Source organism: Halorubrum tibetense, from assembly GCF_042661865.1.
Lineage (GTDB): Archaea > Halobacteriota > Halobacteria > Halobacteriales > Haloferacaceae > Halorubrum > Halorubrum tibetense.
The window spans coordinates 1-955 of the sequence record NZ_JBHSWW010000523.1 but is presented as its reverse complement, the minus strand read 5'-3'; the positions used below and the strand labels follow the sequence as shown (position 1 = coordinate 955).

1 protein-coding gene and 1 pseudogene are annotated in these 955 nt (G+C 72.4%); both read left to right on the top strand.

The features are described from left to right. Positions 1-154, top strand: a pseudogene (locus ACFQEU_RS16700) (threonine synthase); the annotation flags it as partial. A 183-nt stretch (positions 155-337) separates the two neighbouring features. Then, a partial coding sequence (locus ACFQEU_RS16695) for a ketopantoate reductase family protein (RefSeq protein ID WP_379783968.1) occupies positions 338-955 on the top strand: 618 nt, incomplete at its 3' end.

Below are 955 nucleotides of genomic sequence, written 5' to 3'. Positions count from 1 at the left end.
GCGGGCGCTCGACCGGCTCCACGCCGACGGGTTCTACATCGAGCCGACCTGTGCGGTCGCGCCCGCCGCCCTCGACGAGCTGCGGACGCGGGGAGCGATCGGCGACGACGAGGACGTCGTCGTCCCGCTTACCGGCAGCGGGTTGAAGGGGTAACTGGGCTGGAAGAGCGAGGCTGGAAGCGACAGGCCGGGGCTGGAAGCGACAGGCCGGGGCTGGAGGCGACAGGCCGTGGCGAGCTCCGAACGAGGCCGGGAGCGACCGACCTCGTCTCCTCCGGAGCGGTCGCGTGCGGATCCCACCGATATTTCTTTTCCGGGGTAGGCCGTTGGATCGACTATGGAGGTGCTCGTGTACGGCGCGGGCGCGCTCGGGAGCCTCGTCGGTGGGATGCTCGCTCGCGCGCACGACGTGACGCTCGTGGGGCGGGACGCTCACATGCGGCGGATCCGCGAGGACGGGCTACGGATCGATGGCGAAGTGAACGCGCACGTGCGGCCGCGGGCAGTCACTGACGGGGCCCGGCGCTCGGCGGAGCTCGCGCTGGTCACGACGAAGACGTACGACACCGACAGCGCCGCGGCCGATCTGGCGACTGGCGAGTACGACGCGGTCTGCTCGCTCCAGAACGGGCTGACCGAGGAGCGGCTCGTCGCGGCGGTCGACCCACCGGTGCTCGCCGGGACCGCGAGCTACGGCGCGCGGTTCCTCGAACCGGGTCACGTCCGGTGTACCGGGGTCGGCGAGGTCGTCGTCGGGACGCTCGCCGGCGGGCCGAGCGCTCTGGCAAGCCGGATCGGGCGCGCCTTCGACGCCGCCGGGGTCGACGCCACGACCGCGGAGGACATGCCCCGTCGTCGGTACGAGAAGCTCGCCGTCAACGCGGGCATAAACGGTCCGTCGGCGCTCGCACGAGTGACGAACGGCGAGGTGCGGACGGGGCCCGCCGTCGATGTC